General features: G+C 65.7%; 15 protein-coding genes and 1 pseudogene. 4 read left to right on the top strand and 12 right to left on the bottom strand.

Annotated features, from left to right (window positions below):
- Positions 1 to 28 precede the first annotated feature (28 nt).
- From H8A92_RS35140 to epmA, 3 genes are all read right to left on the bottom strand, one after another.
- Positions 29 to 289 carry a hypothetical protein gene (locus H8A92_RS35140; RefSeq protein ID WP_229199917.1) on the bottom strand — a complete coding sequence of 87 codons (261 nt, stop codon included), beginning with the start codon at positions 287 to 289 and terminating at the stop codon, positions 29 to 31.
- Positions 290 to 530: 241 nt separating this feature from the next.
- Entirely contained in the window at positions 531 to 1,622 is a 1,092-nt protein-coding gene (locus H8A92_RS35135; RefSeq protein WP_229199916.1) for a lysine-2,3-aminomutase-like protein, read from the bottom strand.
- Positions 1,619 to 2,671, bottom strand: a complete 1,053-nt coding sequence (gene epmA / locus H8A92_RS35130; RefSeq protein WP_229199915.1) for an EF-P lysine aminoacylase EpmA — start codon at positions 2,669 to 2,671, stop codon at positions 1,619 to 1,621. The genes H8A92_RS35135 and epmA overlap by 4 nt, the downstream gene beginning before the upstream one ends.
- 418 nt (positions 2,672 to 3,089) lie before the next feature.
- Between epmA and efp the strand changes: the two genes are divergently transcribed.
- Positions 3,090 to 3,656, top strand: a complete 567-nt coding sequence (gene efp, locus H8A92_RS35125; protein ID WP_092125602.1) for an elongation factor P — start codon at positions 3,090 to 3,092, stop codon at positions 3,654 to 3,656.
- A 37-nt stretch (positions 3,657 to 3,693) separates the two neighbouring features.
- Positions 3,694 to 5,280 carry a M23 family metallopeptidase gene (locus H8A92_RS35120; RefSeq protein ID WP_229199914.1) on the top strand — a complete coding sequence of 529 codons (1,587 nt, stop codon included), beginning with the start codon at positions 3,694 to 3,696 and terminating at the stop codon, positions 5,278 to 5,280.
- A gap of 107 nt (positions 5,281 to 5,387) precedes the next feature.
- Here H8A92_RS35120 and H8A92_RS35115 read toward each other — a convergent pair whose 3' ends face one another.
- The 4 genes from H8A92_RS35115 to H8A92_RS35100 all read right to left on the bottom strand — a co-directional run bounded on the left by H8A92_RS35115 (position 5,388) and on the right by H8A92_RS35100 (position 8,005).
- On the bottom strand, positions 5,388 to 5,810 hold the full coding sequence (locus H8A92_RS35115; protein ID WP_229199913.1) for a chorismate mutase: 423 nt from the start codon (positions 5,808 to 5,810) through the stop codon (positions 5,388 to 5,390).
- Positions 5,811 to 5,936: 126 nt separating this feature from the next.
- The gene (locus H8A92_RS35110) at positions 5,937 to 6,830 is read right to left on the bottom strand and encodes a dihydrodipicolinate synthase family protein (RefSeq protein ID WP_229199912.1); all 894 of its coding nucleotides are present in this window, start codon (positions 6,828 to 6,830) and stop codon (positions 5,937 to 5,939) included.
- Between the two features lie 143 nt (positions 6,831 to 6,973).
- The gene (locus tag H8A92_RS35105; protein ID WP_229199911.1) at positions 6,974 to 7,480 is read right to left on the bottom strand and encodes a cupin domain-containing protein; all 507 of its coding nucleotides are present in this window, start codon (positions 7,478 to 7,480) and stop codon (positions 6,974 to 6,976) included.
- Positions 7,481 to 7,525: 45 nt separating this feature from the next.
- Positions 7,526 to 8,005, bottom strand: coding sequence for a carboxymuconolactone decarboxylase family protein (locus H8A92_RS35100; RefSeq protein WP_229199910.1), 480 nt, complete (start codon positions 8,003 to 8,005; stop codon positions 7,526 to 7,528).
- Between the two features lie 83 nt (positions 8,006 to 8,088).
- Here H8A92_RS35100 and H8A92_RS35095 point away from each other — a divergent pair, with 83 nt between their 5' ends.
- Positions 8,089 to 8,664 (top strand): MarR family winged helix-turn-helix transcriptional regulator, encoded by a 576-nt coding sequence (locus H8A92_RS35095; protein ID WP_229199909.1) that lies wholly within the window; start codon positions 8,089 to 8,091, stop codon positions 8,662 to 8,664.
- A gap of 55 nt (positions 8,665 to 8,719) precedes the next feature.
- Complete coding sequence (locus H8A92_RS35090; protein ID WP_229199908.1) at positions 8,720 to 9,955, top strand: lytic murein transglycosylase; 1,236 nt, start codon at positions 8,720 to 8,722, stop codon at positions 9,953 to 9,955.
- A 189-nt stretch (positions 9,956 to 10,144) separates the two neighbouring features.
- On the opposite strand, the gene H8A92_RS35085 is transcribed toward H8A92_RS35090, so the two are convergent.
- From H8A92_RS35085 to H8A92_RS35065, 5 genes and pseudogenes are all read right to left on the bottom strand, one after another.
- The gene (locus H8A92_RS35085) at positions 10,145 to 10,957 is read right to left on the bottom strand and encodes an SDR family NAD(P)-dependent oxidoreductase (RefSeq protein ID WP_229199907.1); all 813 of its coding nucleotides are present in this window, start codon (positions 10,955 to 10,957) and stop codon (positions 10,145 to 10,147) included.
- 18 nt (positions 10,958 to 10,975) lie between these two features.
- Positions 10,976 to 12,817, bottom strand: coding sequence for a single-stranded-DNA-specific exonuclease RecJ (gene recJ, locus H8A92_RS35080; RefSeq protein WP_229199906.1), 1,842 nt, complete (start codon positions 12,815 to 12,817; stop codon positions 10,976 to 10,978).
- Positions 12,818 to 12,872: 55 nt separating this feature from the next.
- Complete coding sequence (locus tag H8A92_RS35075; protein ID WP_229199905.1) at positions 12,873 to 13,592, bottom strand: haloacid dehalogenase type II; 720 nt, start codon at positions 13,590 to 13,592, stop codon at positions 12,873 to 12,875.
- Between the two features lie 143 nt (positions 13,593 to 13,735).
- Complete coding sequence (glpX, locus tag H8A92_RS35070) at positions 13,736 to 14,734, bottom strand: class II fructose-bisphosphatase (RefSeq protein ID WP_029083354.1); 999 nt, start codon at positions 14,732 to 14,734, stop codon at positions 13,736 to 13,738.
- 79 nt (positions 14,735 to 14,813) lie between these two features.
- Positions 14,814 to 15,209: pseudogene (locus tag H8A92_RS35065) on the bottom strand (homoserine dehydrogenase); the annotation flags it as partial.

Genomic DNA, 15,209 nt, shown 5'->3' with positions numbered 1-15,209 from the left:
GGCCGATTCAACCAAAACCCATCCCGCTCTAGCAGCCGCGGCAGATGCTCTTGATCTTCTTGTCGAGCGCAGCGTCTTCCTTATTGGCCTGGCTGTTCGGATCGCTGATATTCTTCTCGTTGCCGACGTCGCCGCGGCGCGGCTGACGATGTCCGACCGGCGCCTCCGGCACCGGCGCGTTCTTCTGCATGGAGGACGATCCGCCCTGTTGCTGCGCCCATGCCTGGGACGTTCCAACCTGGGGCGCTCCAACCACCATCAGAGCCATCAACAAAACTGTCTTCCGCATCTCGCGTCTCCGCTTCTCAACCCTATTGCGCCCGTTCCGGCGCTTCGACGGTAGCACAGTTGCGTCGCCCCTGCGCTGCGCAATCCTGTACCTTCCGTATATCGGCCATCGTGCCAAGGAGCCAGATTCCCGCGGCGACCAGCACCGCAAAGAAGCCGAACATCACAGCATTTTCGATGCCGCGGTTGCCTCATTGTCGGGCGGCTCGTGCCGTCCGTCCCCGGCCCCGCTCACCGCGGGCTCACGATTGCGGCGGGTAAAGATGAACGTCACCGCAATAATCGACGATACGGTATCGCCGTTCCACGTCTTCCTCACCTTCGCGGGAAGCCGGCTGCGACAAATAGGTCGGGCCGATCGGCGCCTTGCCGTAGCCGCCGGGGATGTCGAGGACATAGTCCGGCTGACAAAGGCCGGAGACGCGCCCGCGCAGCGCCCGCATCAACTCCTGCCCGGCTTCGATCGTGGTGCGCAAATGCGCGGTGCCGGGCGCAAGGTCGCCGTGATGCAGGTAATAGGGCTTGATCCGGCACTCCACGAAGGCGCGCATCAGTGCCTCGAGCGTCGCCGCATCGTCATTGACGCCGCGCAACAAGACCGACTGGCTGACCAATGGAATGCCGGCGTCACTGAGGCGCGCGCACGCCGTGCGGGCATTGGCGCCCAATTCGCGCGGATGGTTGGCGTGGATCGCAATCCAGGTCGTCGCCCCTTCGGCCCGCAGCGCCGCAACCGTCTCCGGATTGATGCGATCCGGATCGGCAATCGGGACACGGGTGTGGAGGCGGACGATCTTGACGTGATCGATGGCGGCGAGGTCGGCCATGATCTCGGTCAACCTGCGCGGCGACAGCATCAGGGGATCGCCGCCGGTCAGGATGACTTCCCAGATCTGTGGATGGCTACGGATGTAATCGAGCCCCGCGCGGTAGGCGTCGTCCGACAAGGCGGATGCCTTTCCGGGCCCGACCATTTCGCGCCGGAAGCAAAACCGGCAATACACCGCGCAGACATGGACGAGCTTGAACAACACCCGGTCCGGATAGCGATGCACGATGCCTGAGACCGGCGAATGCGCATCGTCGCCGATCGGGTCGGCGTTCTCGCCCGGTCGCTCCACGAGCTCGTCGGCGCTCGGGATGAACTGCCGCGCGATCGGGTCCGCAGGATCGGCCGGATCGATCAGCGCTGCAAGCTCCGGCGTCACCGCGACCGCGTAACGCGCAGCCACCTGCTCGAGCGCGGCAAGCGCTGCGACCGGCGCGAGGCCGGCATCGACCAGTTCGCGCGGCTGTCGCAGCGTCGCCGCCAATTTGTGGTCGATGCTGTTCATGTCTCTCCTGCAGGCGGTGTCCAGACCACCTGATCAATTCGTGGTGCGCCGCTCGCCAGCATCACCAGCCGGTCGAAGCCGAGCGCGACGCCGCTCGCCTCGGGCATCTGGCCGATGGCGGCAAGGAAATCGTCGTCGAGCGGATAGCGCTCGCCGTAGCGGCGGGCCTTCTCGTCCATCGCTGCGGTGAAACGATGGCGCTGCTCGGTCGCGTCGGTCAACTCGCCAAAGCCGTTGGCGAGCTCGACGCCGCAGGCATAGACCTCGAAACGCTCGGCGATCCGTGGTTCGCCCGCCTTGGTCCGCGCCAGCGCGGCCTCGGGTGACGGGTATTCGAACAGCACCGTCAGACGCCCCTGACCCAGATTGGGCTCGACATGCTCGACCAGCACCTTGCTGAAGATGTCCGACCAGGTGTCGTCGTCGGCAATCCGCACCCGCTGCTTCGCGGCCGATGCCATGGCCTCGCGATCGCCCTCGCCGTCCGAGATCGTCGCCAGCAGGTCGATGCCGGCGAAGCGCTCGAAGCCTGCGGCGACCGTCAGCAGCTCCGGCTCGGCAAACGGATCGGCCATCCTGCCGCGGAACGAAAACCGCCCGATCCCGGTCGCCTGCGCCGCATGGGCGATCACGACGATCGTATCGGCCATGATGGCGTCATAGCCGGCATTGGCGCGGTACCATTCCAGCATGGTGAATTCGGGGAGATGCAGGTCGCCGCGTTCGCGGTCGCGGAACACCCGCGCGAACTCGTAGATCTTCGGCTCGCCGGCCGCGAGCAGCTTCTTGCAGGCGAATTCCGGAGAGGTGCGCAGATAACGCGTCGCTTGCGCACCATCGGCCTGCCTCAGCTCGGTGCGCGGGGCGTGCAGATGCGTCTCGTTACCCGGAGAGATCTGCAGGATGGCGGTCTCGACCTCGGCAAATCCCTGCTCCTCGAACCAGGCGCGGAGCGCCCGCGTGATCGCGGTCCGCGCCTGCAGGAAGGGCCTGCGATCGGCATAGCGCGATGGTGTCCACCACGGCGAAGGCTGGTCGTGTGCTGTCATCGTTCGGCCGTCCCGGCGGTTGCGGATTCAACATCAACATGTCCCCACGCGTATTCAAGATTCGGACGCAAATACTTGATTCTAAACAAATACATGGCGCACACAACCTTGGCCTCCGGGAGATGCGGCGACGCGGATCCCTTCTTGTCGAAAGATGCCGGCGTTGTCCATCGGGTGCCCCGCTGCCGCCTGGGGTTGCCTTGCTCGCGCGAGCCGGCGCCAACGGCCTGGACGCGGATTCGGTTCGGAAACAGGGTCAATCCCGGCGAGCCGGAACGGTTGGCAACCTGCCGAATTCGGCCGCAAAAGACTGGCATCTCAGGGATAAATGAGTATGTTGCGGCCCGAAATCGCCGCCATGGCAGAGGGGCTGCCGAACCGGTTTGCGCCCCCGGCCCTCAAATTCAGGAAAACACCTTTGAAAGTCATCGCCAGTTCCATCCGCAAGGGCAACATCATCGAGCAGGATGGCAAGCTCTATGTGGTCCTCTCCGCCGAAAACATTCATCCCGGCAAGGGCACCCCGGTCAGCCAGATCGAAATGCGCCGCATCGGCGACGGCGTGAAGGTCTCGGAGCGCTACAAGACCACCGACCAGGTCGAGAAGGCCACCGTCGAAGACCACAACTACAACTACCTTTACGAAGACGCCGACGGCTTCCACTTCATGAACAACGACAACTACGACCAGGTCCAGGTCTCGAAGGAGATCGTCGGGTCATCTGCGCCGTATCTGCAAGAGAACATGACCGTGAAGCTGTCGATGCACGACGGCAATCCGGTCGCGATCCAGCTGCCGCAGCGCGTGACGCTGGAAGTGGTGGAAACCGAGCCCGTCACCAAGGGCCAGACCGCGTCGTCGTCTTACAAGCCCGCGATGCTCTCCAACGGCATTCGCACCGGCGTGCCGCCGCACGTTTCCACCGGAACGCGCATCGTCGTCATGACCGAGGACGGTTCTTACGTTGAACGCGCCAAGGATTGAGCGATAATCTCTCAGGAGACTCGAACCGGGGGGTGCAGTGAACAGGAAGGTGGTCAGCTTCATCAGTTGCTGGCTGGCAGCCCTGCTCTTGCCTCCTCCCGGCGCCCATGCCGACGAATTCCGGACGCCATCGATCTCGGCCACGCGGGTCGAATGGCGCGCCGTGCTCGACCAGTTGCAGCAGGAGATCACCTCCCGCCCGGCCGTCGCCGCCAACTTCACCTTCGCCGGACAACGCCGCGTCCCCGCCACCGATCCGCGGTCGACGCCCGCTTTGGTGCAGCTCAATGCGGCGACCTCGCCGCTCTTCCCCGGTATCGCGCGCAGCCCGATCCCGGTGCTGCTGCCATTCGACCCCGCAAGCTATCTCGACGCGCGGCAAGGCGCTGGACCGGGCAACCTGCCGGTCGCGCGCTATCAGGCCGATTTCCGCGCTGTGGATCTCTTCGATGCCGGCGCGTCCGGCTACGACGCGGTGTTCTCGCTCGACCCCGGTGCCGGCGACGGCATGCCACCGCGGACGTTTGCAAAGCCGGTCGAGGTGCAGATCTCGGGCTCGATCCTGGTCTACGACCTCGCCGACCGGCTCGGCGGCAAGGGCGAGCCGGTCAAGGCACTGGCCGCGCAGTTTCCGGACATACGCCGCGTCATCCGTGAAGGCTATCTCCGCTACGCCTTCACCCGCTTCGGGATTCCCTATGTCGTGTCGATCCAGTGCCTCGACAGCGCGCCGCGGGCGAAGCGACTGGCCTGTCGCGAGGCCACTCCGGTCGCCGAGCGCTTCCTGAAGGCCTTGCGCATCGTCGGCGGGCAGCCCTCGCAGCCCCGCGGCGATATCGCCTCCGGTTTCGCCGATCGGCCGATCACGCCGGCGGCCGACTTCAGCTACCGCCCGAGTGGCGACATCGTCGCGGGCAGCGGCGGACGCAGGCAGCAGGGCGGCCACGCCGATCTCACCGCCTATTCGCAGATTCGCTTTCCGCTCGAGAAGGCGCCGGCTTTCGCGCACTCGCAATCCTTCGCCAGGCGCAAGGCGGGCGCGACCGCGGACGAGTATCCCTGGCAGGATAATTTCTGCGAGGCGCGCAGCTTCGAGGTCGGCCAATGCGCCAGCGGCTACGGCCATCAGGGCCAGGATATCAGGCCGGGCGCGTGTCCCGCCGGCAGCAAGGACGGTTGCGACCCGAGGCAGCAGGCGGTGGTCGCGGTGCGCGACGGCATCGTGATCCGCTCGGCGCAGCAGCAGGCGGCGACTTTGCAGGTCAACACCCGCACCGAGCATGTCCGCTTCCGCTACATGCACATGAACCCGTCGGTGATGGACGCCGACGGCCTGCTCAACGGACGCCGCGTCGCCGAGGGCGAGAAGATCGGCGTGGTCTCGAACTACCTCGACCATCCCAACGGCACGTCACGGCATCTGCATTTCGACGTGCAGGTGTTCACGCGCGACGGCTGGCTCTGGGTCAATCCCTACACCACGCTGGTGTCGGCCTATGAGCGGCTGATCCGCGGCCGCGGCCGCGAGATCGGGCCCGAGCCCGGACCTGCCGCGGCCATTGCGCATGCCCTGCCCGACGATGTCCTGCATCGCATCGACACCCACGAGGGCGGCAGCAACTAGAGCATGATCCGGAAAAATGTGGAGCGGTTTTCCGAAGAGATCATGCTCAAAAAAGCAAGCTAAAGCGCGATGACGATTCAGGCTAATCTAATCTCATCGCGCTTTAGCTATTTCTTCCAGGGTGTATCACCGCGCGCCGCGGCTGCTGCGAAAATGCCCTGCTCGTAATCGATAAAGGCGCGCACCATGGCGCGATAAGCAGCTTCGGCAACCTTGGGCGACAGCCCGTCCGCATCCGCGAGCGCCATCGCCTTTTTCACGACAGCCTCGGCGCGCTCCGGCGCCTCGACCTGCGCGGGGTTGGCCTTGAAGCGCGCGGCTTCATGCACATAGCGGCCGCGCTCCGCCATCAGGCGCACGATCTCACGGTCGAGCCGATCGATATTGCCGCGGACCTCGCTGAGCGTCTTGCAGCAGGCGCCATTGTCGACCGTGGGGCTGCCCCACAGCGCCGGTGCATTGGTTGCGGGTTCCTCGGCCCACGCCATTGCAGGAACCAGCAAGGTCAACAGAAACGCCAGCAATCGCATCGTGTGCCTCCCAGAATGCCGAGCACGCCTTGCGACTGGTTATGCCGATTTTGCGCGCGGATGGAAGCCACACCGCGCTACAGGCCAGACACTGGATACCCTCCCGTCACGCCCCGCGCGACGCAGTCAGTCGATCTCCAATGCGGCCAACGTCTCCTGGACCCTCCGCTGAGCGTCCGCGGGAAGCGGCAGGATCGGACGTGGGGGCTCGGCCGTACAGATGCCTCTGAGATTGGCAAGCGCGTAGACGACGCGCAGACCCGAGTATGCCTTGAACAGCTCCCACATCGGCAGCAAGCGCGCATCGAGCTGTCGCGCCCGGGCCGCATCGCCGCTCCTCACAGCGCGGATGATATCGAGGCAAATCCTCGGGAAGATGCCTGCGAGCACGCTGTACCAGGTGTCCCCGCCTGCCAACAGCGCCTCGGTGCAATTCCAGTCGGCGCTGTAGCCCAACGCGACGCCGCCCGGAACGACGGCCCGCAATTCCCGGAGATGGCCTGACAGGTTTGCAGCGTCGAGCGCGGGGCTCTTCACCGCGACGATGCCCTCGACACGGCCGAGACGGCCGATCAGAGCCGGCGTGAACCGGAAATGGGTGGTTCCAGGATTATCGTAGATGCAGATCGGCAACCTGCTCTCGCGGGCCACGGTTTGAAAATGCTCGAAGACCTCATCGTCCGTCAGCGGCGTATAGGAAACCGCCGCCAAAAGGCCCGCCGCCGCACCGGCATCACGCGCATCTTGCGCCAAACGCACCGCCTCGTCGGTGCGCAGCGCACCGATACCGACCAGGATCGGCATCCTGCCGTCGCCCAAGGCGGTCGCCGCCTGCACCGCCCGCCGCCGCTCTTCGCGGCTGAAATACGGATATGACCCGGTGCTTCCGAGCAGCCCGATCGAATCCACCTTCGCCGCAATCAAAGGTTCGAGCAATGCGCGCAGAGCGCCCGTATCGACCTGCCCTTCCCGGTTCGAGGGCGTTATCGGGAAGGCAGAGAGTCCATTCAGACTGATCATCACATTGTCCCTCGTCAGCAACCTGCAGCGCAACCTGTCACGCAATCAATCGACGCGCCGCATTGCACGCAAGGTCCACTTTCACTCAAGCTGAGCAGCAAACTGGTCCAGTGTGCTTGCAGCCTCCCGTCGATCGATAGCGGCTATTGGAGCATCGTGGTCAGCTGCGCGCCTTCGTCGGCCACGAACACCGCGATCAGTTCCGCGGGCTCCGTGGTGCTCGCATTGGCCGAGACCATGTGGGTCGAGCCCGGCGGCTCGAAGAACGACTGGCCGACCTTGAAGGTCTCGACCGGCCCGCCGCCGAGCTGGGAGCGGATCTCGCCCTTCGTGATGTAGGCCGTCACCGAACCCGAATGGCGGTGCGGCGGCGTGAAGCCGCCCGGACCGTAGAACACGCGCACCACCGTGACGCGCTTGCCCGCCACGTTGGGCAGCGCATGCGAGCTGATGACCTCGACCTTGTCGAGCGGCGACGCCGCATTCGCGCTGGCGCAGAGCGGCGCGATCACCGCGGAGATCGCATCGATCGGGGGCGGCAACGCCTTGCCGATCACGAAGGCGCAGGCCAGTCCCGCGATCACGGCCAGCGAAACCGGGCGCGGCGGCCGTGCGAATGAAAGAGATGGTGTCATCGCCATCGAGCTCATCAGTTGGTCTCCCCTGTCTATTGTCGTTCTGATCCGTCTCGATGCCTACGAAGCCGGGGCGTCCGCGCGCTGCCGGCGCGGCGGCGGCGTCCAGCGATAGGCTGCGCCGAACCGGTTCCAGACATTGATCGACGCGATCGCCGAGGTCAGATAGGTCAGTTCCTGTTCGGAGAATTCGGCGGTGGCCTGCGCGTAGACCTCGTCACTGACGCCGTTCGGCATGGTCGTCAGTGCTTCGGTCCAGGCCAGCGCGGCGCGCTCGCGGGCCGAGAACTGCGGCGCCTCGCGCCACACCACGACGAGGTTCAGCTTGTCGACGGGCACGCCGAGACTCTCGCTCTGCAGGATGTGATACTGCACGCAGAAGGCGCAGCCATTGATCTGCGAGGCGCGGATCTTGACCAGCTCCAGCAGCTGCTTGTCGAGGCCGGCCTTCGCCGCGAACTGGCCGAGCGCACGCACGGCGGCGAACACATCGGGAGCGAGCTTCTCGAAGTCGGTGTATTCCTTGCGGGCATGTGACATCGGCGCGGCCTCATGTTATCAGTGTACTGACATATTATCAGAGCTCTGATACAGAGCAAGGCGCAGACATTCGCGAAGGCAACATGGCGGGAATGCGGAAACGAGGGAAATCCGGCGCCGCCGGGCGACGTCCAGCCAGGACAAACGCCGGCCGAAAGGTCGCGGCGGGTTCGGGAGCGACCGCAGGCGACGTCGTCGCTGCCCCGCTCGTCCCGCCACCCGGCGAAGGCAAGCGCGGCGAACAGGGCTACCTCGCCTATCTGCTGCGCCAGGCGCATGCGGCTTCGCGGCTGTCGATGGAACGCGAACTGGGACACCTCGGCGTCACCTCACCGCAATTCGTCGTGCTCACCATGCTGAAGGCCTATCCGGGATTATCCGGCGCCGATCTGGCGCGGGTGGCGCTGCTGACGCCGCAGACGGTCAGTGTGATCATCCGCAACCTCGAGCGCGACGGCGCGATCCGCAAGACGCCGCACCCGGTTCACGGCCGGGTGCTGCAATGGACGCTGACCGGCCATGGAACCACGGTGCTGGAGAAATGCCGCCATATCGCCCAGGCCCAGGAGCGACGGCTCTCCGCCGGCCTCGACCCGAAGTCGGAACAGGTGGTTCGGCAATGGCTGTCAAAAATCGCCACAGATTTGCAGGATACATAGCTCCTGCGGCGGCGTGGCTTTTGGCTCACCCGATCGGCGCCGCTACACTGGCCGCATGAAACAGCCTGATTCTCCGAAATCCCCCGCCCGGCGCGCCGTCCTCAAGGCGGGGCTCGCCGCAAGCGTGACGCTCGCCAGTCCGCTCGGCGCGCTGGCAGCCGCTCCGCCCGGCTTCGAGCAATGGCGCGATAATTTTCGCGCCCGCGCGCTGGCAAAGGGCATTTCGGAGGCGACCTGGAATCGCTGCATGGGGCGGGTCGAGCCCGACATGAGCGTGTTCAAGCAGATGCGCAACCAGCCTGAATTCCACGAGCAGATCTGGCAGTACATCAATCGCCGCGTCTCCGACTGGCGGGTCATCCACGGCCGCGAGGCGCTGAAGAAGAACGAAGCGCTGTTCGGCCGGATCGAGCGCGACTTCGGCGTCGAGCGCGGCACGCTGCTCGCGCTGTGGGGCGTTGAATCAGCCTATGGCGATCCGCTGGTGCAGCAGAACCACATGACGCCGGTGTTCCCCTCCCTCGCCGCGCTCGCCTGGAACGAGCCGCGCCGCAAGGCCTATTGGGAGACCGAGCTGATCAACGCGATGAAGATCGTGCAGCGCGGCTGGAGCACACCCGAAGAGATGAACGGCTCCTGGGCCGGCGCGATGGGCCATTCGCAGTGGATGCCGGAAGTCTGGCTCAATGTCGGCTTCGACTATGACGGCGACGGCAAGGTCTCGCCGTTCGGCCGGCCCGACGATGCACTGGGCTCGACCGCGAAGTACCTCGTCAATCGCGGCAAATGGCACCGCGGCGAACATTGGGGTTATGAAGTCCGCGCGCCCGGTGGCGGCGCCAGCGGCAGCCGCAGCTACGCAGCCTGGACCAGCGCCGGTGTCGTCAGAGCCGACGGCCAGCCGTTCCCGCGACCGAACGCGTCGGCGCAACTCTGGATCCCCGTCGCGGGCGGCCCCGCCTTCCTGCTCGGCCCGAACTTCAACTCGGTGAAGAGCTACAATCCCTCGATGAACTACGCGCTGGCGATCTGCCATCTCGGCGATCGCTGTCTCGGCGGGCCGCCGTTCATCCAGCCCTTCCCGGGCTCGGAGCGGGCGCTGACGCTTGCCGAAGTGCAGGAGATGCAGACGCGGCTGACCAAGGCCGGCTTCGACACCGGCGGCACCGACGGCCGCGTCGGCAACGACACCATGAAGGCGATCAAGGATTACCAGATCAGGATGGGGCTGCTGCCCGCCGACGGTTACGGCGGGCTCAAGGTGCTGGCGCGGTTACGGCAAGGCGGCTAGCTGCAGCACATACTCCGTGTCGTCCCTGCGAAAGCAGGGACCCATAACCACAGATGATGATTGTTGCACACCGCTGGAATGACAAGTCCCGCTCACAACATCGGCCGCGGGGTATGGGTCCCTGCTCTCGCAGGGACGACGACGGTTGGGATGCAAATGCGCCGTTCAACTCCTCGCAATGACGGAGACCTACGTCGGCTGGCGCACCACGCCGCCGGCGTTCATACCGCCGTCGATCACGAGCTCGCTGCCGGTGACATAGCGCGACGCGTCCGAGGCGAGATAGAGCACGCCCTGCGCGATCTCGATGGCCTGGCCGGCGCGTCCGAGCGGCGTCGCGAACCTCGCACGCTCCTCCGGATCGATCGGCGCGTTCTGGCCGGCGCCGGTTGCGCCGGTCGGGATCTTGCCCCAGATCGGCGTATCGATGATTCCGGGATGCACGGAGTTGACGCGGATGCCGTCGCCGACCTGGGCGCATTCCATCGCGATCGACTTGGCAAACAACCGGACCGCGCCCTTGGTGGCGCTGTAGCCGGAAAGCGTCGCCGCACCGCGCAGGCCGGCCAGCGACGACATCATGATGATGGAGCCGCCGCCGTGCTTGCGCATCAGCGGCAGAGAATGCTTCACCGACAGGAACACGCCATCGATATTGATGGCGGTCTGCCGACGCCAATCCGCAAGTGACATCTCGACGATCGACGGCGCTCCGATGCCGATGCCGGCGTTCGAGACCATGATATCCAGCCGGCCATGCCGCTTGCCGATCTCACTGACGATTTCGATCCAGCGCTCTTCGCTGGTGACGTCCTGCGGCAGGAAGCTCACCTTGCGCCCGGCTTTCGTGAGCCGCGCGGCGAGCTCCGGTCCCCTCAATTCGTCGATGTCGGTCGCGACAACCGTCGCGCCTTCCTGCGCGAGCAATTCGACGATGGCTTCGCCGATACCCGACGCGCCGCCGGTCACCAGCGCGACCTTGCCTTCAACCTGTCCTGACATGTCCTCTCCCAACGTTTCTTATCGGATCACCGTCGGGCCCTGATCCGGCGCCGCGACGTCGAGGACACGGAATTGCACACGTTCGGTGCCTTGCCAACGGTCGACTGCAAGAGAGCCCGCCACGTGCAGTTGCTGGCCGCGATTTTGCGTCAAGGCGCTGCCGAGCTTCTGTCCGATGGAGCGGAATGCGATACCGTTGACGATAGAACCGTCGCCGGACTTGAAGCGCAGCCGCAGATGCGCCTGCCCGACCTCATCGGCATAGACCAGCTGATGCGACGGCAGCGCAATCACCGGCTCCGGATTGGCGCTGCCGAACGGGCCCGCGCGATTGAGCGTCGCGGCGAATTCCGGCGTCACCGCGCGCGCGGTGACCGCGCCGTCGATGAACAGCTCGTTCTCGTGGCGAGAGTTGGCGACGTCGGCCGCCAGCGCGCTTTCCATGTAGGCACGGAATTCCGCGAGCTTCTCCTTGCGCAGCGTCACACCCGCCGCCATCGCGTGCCCGCCGCCCTTCATCAGCAGCCCATCGTGCACCGCCTGGCGCACCGCCTTGCCGAGATCGACGCCGCCGATCGAACGGCCCGATCCGGTGCCGATGCCGCCCGGCTCGAGCGCGATCGCAAACGCAGGACGCGCGAACTTCTCCTTCAGCCGCGCGGCGACGAGCCCGACCACGCCGGGATGCCAGCCTTCCGCCGCGGTGACGATGACAGCGCCCTTGTCCTCCAGCCCAAGCGAGGCCAGCGCCTCGGCTTCGGCCTGTGCCTCGGCCGCCTGCTCGATCACGCGCCGCTCGCTGTTGAGGCGGTCGAGCTCGGCCGCAATCCGCGCGGCCTCCGAAACATCACCTTCGAGCAACAGCCGCACGCCGAGATCGGCGCGCCCGATGCGGCCGCCGGCATTGATGCGCGGCCCCAGCATGAAGCCGAGATGCCAGGCCTCCGGCGGACCGTTCAGCCGCGCCACATCCATCAGCGCGGTATGGCCGACATGATCGCGCCGGCGCATCGCGATCAGGCCCTTGGCGACGAAGGCCCGGTTGAGCCCGATCAGCGGCGCGACGTCGGCGACGGTGCCGAGCGCGACATGATGCAGCATGCTGAGCAGGTCCGGCTCCGGCATCACGCCGGTCCAGAAGCCGCGCTGACGCAGCTCGCGGTTGACCGCGACCAAGGTGACGAACACCAGGCCAACGGCGGCGAGATGGCCGAGGCCGGAGAGATCGTCGGGCCGGTTCGGATTCACCAGCGCGTCGACCTCGGGCAGCTCATCGCCGGTCTGATGATGATCGATCACCACGACCGACATCCCGAGCTTCCTGGCTTCCGCCAGCGGCTCGATGCTGGTGGTGCCGCAATCGACGGTGACGAGCAGCGTCGCGCCCTTTGCCGCGAGCGCCCGGACGGCGTCGACGTTGGGCCCGTAGCCTTCGAAAATGCGGTCGGGAATGTGGATCAGTGGGTCGAGCCCGCAATGGCGCAGATGCCATGTCAGCAGCGCCGCCGAGGTCGCACCGTCGACGTCATAGTCTCCGAAGATCGCGACCTTCTCCCCGCGTACCGCGGCATCCGCGATACGCTTGGCCGCATGCTCCATCTCGGTGACCGTATGGGGATCCGGCATCAGCTTGCGGATGGTCGGGTCGAGGAAGTCGGCGACATCGTCGATCGCGACATCGCGCCCAGCCAGCACGCGCGCCAGCATTTCCGGCAATTGATAGCGCTGTACGATCGCGAGCGCCCGCGCCGCCCCGCGCGCATCCAGCCGGTCGCGCCAGAGCTTTCCGGTCAGCGACCGCGACACACCAAGAAACGCCGGCGGCGCTTCGATGGGCAATGCGGATGCGTGGAGCGTCATGATTCCTTTCCAATCAGGCAGGAATCGTAGCGCCTCAGTGAATCCCAAGCCAGTTCTAGCAGCCCATCCGGCTGGCGATTTCCCCGAAATCCTTGGCCACGATGTCCCAGTTGCCGGTGGCCTCGAAATCGACCTTCTGCAACGGGCCGTATTCGGTGGGCCGCGCCACGAAGGCGGTCTTCAGGCCGTGCTTCTGGGCATGCTTCAGATCGTAATTGTGCGCGGCGACCATCATCACCTGCTCCGGCGGCAGGCAAAGCAGCTTCGCGGCGCCGAGATAGGTTTCCGGATCGGGCTTGTAGTGCTCGAACAGCTCGGCCGACATCACGAGATCCCAGGGCAGGCCCGCGAACTTCGCCATGTTGGTGAGCAGCGCGACGTTGCCGTTGGAGAGCGGCGAGATGATGTATTTGCTCTTCAGCCGGGTCAGCCCGGCGACGCTGTCGGGCCAGCCGTACAGACGATGCCAGCCCTTCGTCAGATGCTGCAAATCGGCCTCGGTGAGTCCCTTGATGTCGAACTGAGCGACCAGCTTCTCCAGCGAGCGGCGGTGTAACTCATCGAGGATGACGTAGCCGTTCTGCGGATTCTTGCGCACCTCGTCCATCGAGGCCGCATAGACCGCGCGCCAGCCGTCGACCAGCGCGGTCCAATCGGCCTTGATCCCGCGCTTCTCTCCCCATGTCGTGAAATCGTTGATCAGGCTGGTGCGCCAGTCGACCACGGTGCCGAACACGTCGAACACCAGCGCCTTGACGGAGGACAGATCGGACATGCGCGTCTCCCCTTGTTGTTGTTCTTGTTGCTTGGACACGTCGTTCCGGGGCGATGCGGAGCATCGAACCCGGAACCTCGAGATTCCCCGATGCGCAATCTGCGCATCTATGGTTCGTCCTTCGGACGCCCCGGAATGCAACATCAATCCAGGTGGAACTTCTCGAGCTGGCGGTGCTCGGCCTTGATGTAGCGCACGGTGCCGGTGACCGAGCGCATCACGACCGTCTCGGTCTCGATCACGTCCTTCTTGAACTTCACGCCGGTCAAGAGCGAGCCGGTGGTGACGCCGGTGGCGGCGAACAGGCAGTCGCCCTTGGCCATGTCCTCGATGCCGTAGATCATCTTCGGATCGATGACGCCCATCTTGTGGGCGCGCTCGCGCTTCTCTTCGGTGTCGAGGATCAGGCGGCACTGCATCTGGCCGCCGATGCAGCGCAGCGCGACCGCCGCCAGCACGCCCTCGGGCGCGCCGCCGGTGCCGATATACATGTCGACGCCGGTCTCATCGGGCTTGGCGCAGTGAATGACGCCGGCGACGTCGCCATCGGTGATCAGCTGGACGGCAGCGCCCGTCGAGCGCACGCTATTGATGATGTCGGCATGGCGCGGACGGTCGAGCACCAGCACGTTGATGGCGGTGGGGTCGACGCCCTTGGCCTTGGCGAGCCGGCGCACGTTGTCGGCCGGCGGCGCGTCGAGCTCGATCACATTCTTGGCGTAGCCCGGGCCGATCGCGATCTTCTGCATGTAGACGTCGGGCGCGTGCAGCAGCGTGCCGCCATCGGCCATCGCCATGGTGGCGATCGAGCCCGGCATGTTCTTGGCGCACAGCGTGGTGCCTTCGAGCGGGTCGACCGCGATGTCGACCTTTGGACCGGCGTTGAGGCCGACCTTCTCGCCGATGAACAGCATCGGCGCCTCGTCGCGCTCGCCCTCGCCGATCACGACGGTGCCTTCGATCGGCAGCTTGTTGAGCTCTCGCCGCATTGCGTCGACCGCGGCCTTGTCGGCGGCCTTCTCCTGGCCGTGGCCGCGCAGCCGCGCGGCCGACACCGCCGCGCGCTCCGTCACGCGCACGATTTCGAGCGTCAGGATGCGCTCGAGCAGCATCTGCGGCGGAACGGAAATATGGGTCGACATCGGCGTACTCCTTAAGCCTCTGGGACAGGCCTGCCTGCCCGCATCAATCGTCTCACGCCCGACCCGTTCAGGCCATGCGCTAGTTCTTCTCGATCCGGATCACCTGCGGCCGGCCGCTGATGACCTTATCGCGCTGCACTGCGGCCAGCGCGCGATGCACGGCATCCTCGCTGGTCGCATAGGTAATCAGAATGACGGGGACCGGTGAAGGTTTTTTGGCCGCGCCATTCACATCGACGCCATCCGGGTGCCGTTGCACGATGGATTCCAGAGATATCTTCTGTTCCGCGAGCCGGGTGGCGATTGTTGCGGCAGTGCCTGCAAGATCGCGCGCCATCAGGCGGATATAGTAACCACCCTCGTGGCGTTCCATCGGCGCCTTGGAGGTGTCGCGCAACCGCTCGACCGGGCGGCCGAACGGCTTGGCGCGAATGCCGCGGGCGACGTCGGCGATGTCGGCCACCACGGCCGAGGC

The organism is Bradyrhizobium acaciae, assembly GCF_020889785.1.
Classification (GTDB): domain Bacteria; phylum Pseudomonadota; class Alphaproteobacteria; order Rhizobiales; family Xanthobacteraceae; genus Bradyrhizobium; species Bradyrhizobium acaciae.
The sequence above is the reverse complement of the archived record's forward strand: the minus strand, read 5'-3'. Positions and strand labels throughout refer to the sequence as shown.